The 4206-nt window shown below is 70.8% G+C and carries 6 protein-coding genes; all 6 read left to right on the forward strand.

Translation table 11 applies throughout. The features are described 5' to 3' along the window. Window positions 1-99 precede the first annotated feature (99 nt). The 6 genes from QM595_RS01885 to QM595_RS01910 all read left to right on the forward strand — a co-directional run bounded on the left by QM595_RS01885 (window position 100) and on the right by QM595_RS01910 (window position 4044). Complete coding sequence (locus QM595_RS01885) at window positions 100-390, forward strand: GNAT family N-acetyltransferase (protein WP_415169824.1); 291 nt, start codon at window positions 100-102, stop codon at window positions 388-390. A 245-nt stretch (window positions 391-635) separates the two neighbouring features. Next, window positions 636-1451 carry a ParA family protein gene (locus QM595_RS01890; protein WP_415169829.1) on the forward strand — a complete coding sequence of 272 codons (816 nt, stop codon included), beginning with the start codon at window positions 636-638 and terminating at the stop codon, window positions 1449-1451. Beyond that, a complete protein-coding gene (locus QM595_RS01895) occupies window positions 1436-1762 on the forward strand; it encodes a hypothetical protein (protein WP_415169825.1) in 327 nt (108 codons plus the stop codon). The genes QM595_RS01890 and QM595_RS01895 overlap by 16 nt, the downstream gene beginning before the upstream one ends. Window positions 1763-1773: 11 nt before the next feature. Continuing rightward, complete coding sequence (locus QM595_RS01900; protein WP_415169826.1) at window positions 1774-2640, forward strand: segregation and condensation protein A; 867 nt, start codon at window positions 1774-1776, stop codon at window positions 2638-2640. Continuing rightward, window positions 2637-3287, forward strand: coding sequence for an SMC-Scp complex subunit ScpB (scpB, locus tag QM595_RS01905; RefSeq protein ID WP_415169827.1), 651 nt, complete (start codon window positions 2637-2639; stop codon window positions 3285-3287). The genes QM595_RS01900 and scpB overlap by 4 nt, the downstream gene beginning before the upstream one ends. Further along, complete coding sequence (locus QM595_RS01910) at window positions 3280-4044, forward strand: pseudouridine synthase (RefSeq protein WP_415169828.1); 765 nt, start codon at window positions 3280-3282, stop codon at window positions 4042-4044. The genes scpB and QM595_RS01910 overlap by 8 nt, the downstream gene beginning before the upstream one ends. The last annotated feature ends 162 nt before the right edge of the window (window positions 4045-4206 follow it).

Genomic DNA, 4206 nt, shown 5'->3' on the forward strand with positions numbered 1-4206 from the left:
GGCCACCAGCCTGTCTTCGCGCCGGCACCTTGCGAGGCACGCACCCGGACACCGCGCTACCACGCGCTTTAGCCGCGACAGCCTACTAGGCTGGCGAGCATGGCCGATGTAGTGGTACGCAACGACACCGACCGGCATCGCTACGAGGCGATCGTCGACGGGGAGGTGGCCGGCTTCGCCACCTACCGGGTCGAGGGCGAGGCGATCGTGTTCCTGCACACCGAGATCGACGACAGGTTCGCCGGGCAGGGGATCGGGTCGGCGCTCGCGCGAGGTGCGCTGGACGACGTACGCCGGAACGGCGAGCTCGACGTGGTGCCCCGCTGTCCCTTCGTCAAAGGCTGGATCGAGAAGCACCCCGACTACCAGGATCTCGTCCACAGCCGCTAGACAGCCGCGGGGATCCACAGATTGGTCCACAGCGGCGGGCGTGCCTGTGGGTGGCGCGCGGACGTCCCTCAACAGGGCACCGGGCGGGACGGTGGGAAACCCGGGCCGGGTTGAGACCTGTCGGCGGGGAGCCGTAGCCTCACCCGAGGCCCAGCTACAAGTCGACAAACTCCGGGAGGCAGACCTTGTCCGACACCTTGCCGTTCTCGGTGGGGGACGCCGAGCTCGGGCCCACCGGCCGCCCGATGCCGCGCATTCCGGAACCCACCCTGCTCACCTCGCACGGCTCCGCGCGGGTCGTGGCGCTGTGCAACCAGAAGGGCGGTGTCGGCAAGACCACCACGACGATCAACCTGGGCGCCGCGCTCGCGGAGTTCGGTCGCCGGGTGCTGCTGGTCGACTTCGACCCGCAGGGCTCGCTTTCGGTCGGCCTGGGCATGAACCCGCACGAGATGGACCTCTCGGTCTACAACCTGCTCATGGACCCCGCCGTGAAGGTCGGCGACGTCGTGGTCGCCTCGGGAGTCGACGGCATGGACCTGCTGCCGTCCAACATCGAGCTCTCGGCCGCGGAGGTGCAGCTGGTCCACGAGGTCGGCCGCGAGCAGACCCTGGCCCGCGTGCTCGCGCCGGTCCTCCCGGAGTACGACGTCGTCCTCATCGACTGCCAGCCCTCCCTCGGCCTGCTCACCGTCAACGCTCTGACCGCCTCCGACGGCGTGATCGTGCCGCTGGAGTGCGAATACTTCGCGTTGCGCGGCGTGGCGCTGCTGAAGTCGACCATCGACAAGGTGCAGCAGCGGCTCAACCCCAAGCTCCACATCGACGGCCTCCTCGGCACCATGTACGACGGCCGCACGCTGCACTCCCGGGAGGTGATGGAGCGGCTGGTCGAGGCCTGGGGCGAGACCGTCTTCCACACGGTCATCCGCCGTACCGTGAAGTTCTCCGACTCCACCGTCGCCGGCGAGCCCATCACCAGCTACGCCTCCACCTCCACCGGTGCCGACGCCTACCGCCAGCTCGCCAAGGAGGTGCTCGCCCGGTGGCACGCCGCGTGAGCCTCCCGACGGCCGACGACCTCTTCCGTCCGACCGCCGCGGAGCCGGCGACGACGCCGGCGCCGACGGCCGAGGAGCCGGAGCCCCGGAAGCCCAGCGGCCGGGTCCGTCACGACGAGAAGATGACGGTCTACATCACCTCCGAGGAGCTCCTCGAGATCGAGCACGCCCGGCTCTCGCTCCGCAGCAGCCACGGCCTGGCCGTCGACCGCGGCCGGCTGGTGCGCGAGGCGGTCGCCCTGGTCCTGGCCGACCTCGAGGCCAACGGCGACGACAGCGCGCTGGTGCAGCGGCTGCGCCACGACCGGTAGCCGGTCCTGCCATGACCGAGACCGCCGCCGAGGGGGCCGCATCCGGCGCCTTCGCGGTCCGGCTGGACAACTTCGAGGGCCCCTTCGACCTGCTGCTGAGCTTGATCTCCAAGCACAAGCTCGACATCACCGAGGTGTCGCTGGCGAGGGTCACCGACGAGTTCATCGCCCACGTCAAGGCCGGCGGCAAGGAGTGGGACCTGGATCAGACCTCGTCGTTCCTGCTCGTCGCCGCGACGCTCCTCGACCTCAAGGCCGCCCGGCTGCTGCCCGCCGGCGACGTGGAGGACGAGGAGGACCTGGCGCTGCTGGAGGCCCGTGACCTGCTGTTCGCCAGGCTGCTGCAGTACAAGGCGTTCAAGCAGGTCGCCGCAGTGCTGGAGACCAGGCTGGCGGGGGAGTCGAAGCGCTTTCCGCGGGCTGTGGGTCTGGAGGAGCGGTTCGCCACGCTGCTGCCGGAGGTGCTGATCGGCATCGGCCTGGAGCAGTTCGCCCAGCTCGCGGCGAGAGCGCTGGAGCCGAAGCCCGGCCCGCCCGAGCTCACCCTGCACCACATCCACGCCGCCAAGGTGAGCGTGCGCGAGCAGGCTGGCATCGTGGTGGACCGGTTGCGCCGTGCCGGCACCCTCACCTTCCGCGCGCTGGTCGGGGACTCGCCCGACACGCTCACCACCGTCGCGCGGTTCCTGAGCCTGCTGGAGCTGTTCCGCGAGGGGGCGGTCGCCTTCGACCAGGTGACCCCGCTCGGCGAGTTGACCGTGCGGTGGACCGGCGACGAGGACGCCGATGTCGACGAGTTGGTCCAGGACGAGTTCGACGGGGCGCCGCCGCTGCCCGACCCATCCGATGACACCCCGACACCCGAGGAGACCGCATGACCGAGCCCGAGGTGGTCGAGGACGCGCTCGCCGTGCCCGTCGCCGAGCTGCGCCCCGCGCTGGAGGCGGTCCTGATGGTCGCCGACCAGCCGCTCGACGTGACGACGCTCGCCACCGCCGTCGGCTACCCCGTCGAGGAGGTGACCGGCGCGCTCGAGGGCCTCTCGGCCGAGTACGCCGAGCAGGGCCGCGGCTTCGACCTGCGCAATGTGGCCGGCGGCTGGCGGTTCTACACCCGCGAGGAGTACGCCGTCGTGGTCGAGCGATTCGTGCTCGACGGCCAGCAGGCCCGGCTGACCCAGGCGGCGCTGGAGACGCTGGCCGTGGTGGCCTACAAGCAGCCGGTCTCTCGCGCCCGGGTCTCCGCGATCAGAGGCGTCAACGTCGACGGCGTGATGCGTACGCTGTTGACCCGGGGCCTGGTGGAGGAGGCCGGCCAGGACCCGGAGACCGGCGCCAACCTCTACCGCACCACCGGCTACTTCCTGGAGCGCATCGGCGTCACCGGCCTCGACGAGCTGCCCGAGCTGGCGCCGTACCTCCCCGAGATGGACGACCTCGAGGACGAGCTCCTCGCCGCGACCGAGCATCCCCCGCCGCCCGCAGCCGAGACGACAGCCGAGACGACGGGCGGGGCCGATGAGTGAGCTCCCGACCGACGCGCTGCCGCTCGACGAGGACGGGCAGATCCGGCTGCAGAAGCTGCTCGCCCTGGCCGGCGTCGCCTCCCGACGCCACAGCGAGCAGCTGATGCTCGCCGGCGAGGTGGAGGTCAACGGCGAGGTCGTCACCCGGCTCGGCACCAAGGTCGACCCGGCCGCGGACCTGATCCGGGTCGCCGGCAAGCGGCTGCCGCCGATCAGCGACAAGGTCTACCTCGTCCTCAACAAGCCGCGCGGCGTGGTCTCCACGATGAGCGACCCGGAGGGCCGCAGGACGCTGCGGGACCTGGTCGCGGAGCGGCCGGAGCGGCTCTTCCATGTCGGCCGGCTCGACACCGACACCTCGGGCCTGATCATCCTGACCAACGACGGCGACTTCGCCCACCGGCTCGCCCACCCCTCCTACGAGGTCGACAAGACCTATGTCGCCGAGGTCGAGGGTCACGTCTGGCCGCGCACCCTGAAGCAGCTGCGCGAGGGCGTCACCCTGGAGGACGGCCCCGTCACGGTGTCCAAGGCCCGTACCATCGAGGCCGCCGACGCCAAGTCGATCGTCGAGCTGGTCATCCACGAGGGCCGCAACCGGATCGTGCGCCGGCTGCTCGACCACGTCGGCCACCCGGTCACCCGGCTGACCCGGACCCGGATCGGCCCGGTCCGGCTCGGCAGCCTGAAGGCCGGCCAGTTCCGCGATCTCACCTCCGAGGAGCTCGGCGAGCTGTTGGACGCGACGAGGCTCTAAGTGGCTGCCAAGAAGGCGTCGTATGATTCGTGTTATGAACCGCCCTGGGGCTGTCGGAGGGGTGTGTCAGGCGACAGCGGGGTCACTGTAGCCCGGGGATGAGTGGTGTGTCTGCTGGCGGTAGAGGTCCTCGTACTCGGCCGGCGGGATGTCGCCGATCGA

It is taken from the genome of Nocardioides sp., from assembly GCF_047607185.1.
In the GTDB taxonomy this organism is placed as follows: domain Bacteria; phylum Actinomycetota; class Actinomycetes; order Propionibacteriales; family Nocardioidaceae; genus Nocardioides.

Bases quoted from the DNA above. Each gene is read 5' to 3' on its own strand.
- QM595_RS01885 (WP_415169824.1), top strand. From the start codon at position 100: ATGGCCGATGTAGTGGTACGCAACGACACCGACCGGCATCGCTACGAG.
- QM595_RS01890 (WP_415169829.1), top strand. From the start codon at position 636: ATGCCGCGCATTCCGGAACCCACCCTGCTCACCTCGCACGGCTCCGCG.
- QM595_RS01900 (WP_415169826.1), top strand. From the start codon at position 1,774: ATGACCGAGACCGCCGCCGAGGGGGCCGCATCCGGCGCCTTCGCGGTC.
- scpB (WP_415169827.1), top strand. From the start codon at position 2,637: ATGACCGAGCCCGAGGTGGTCGAGGACGCGCTCGCCGTGCCCGTCGCC.
- QM595_RS01910 (WP_415169828.1), top strand. From the start codon at position 3,280: ATGAGTGAGCTCCCGACCGACGCGCTGCCGCTCGACGAGGACGGGCAG.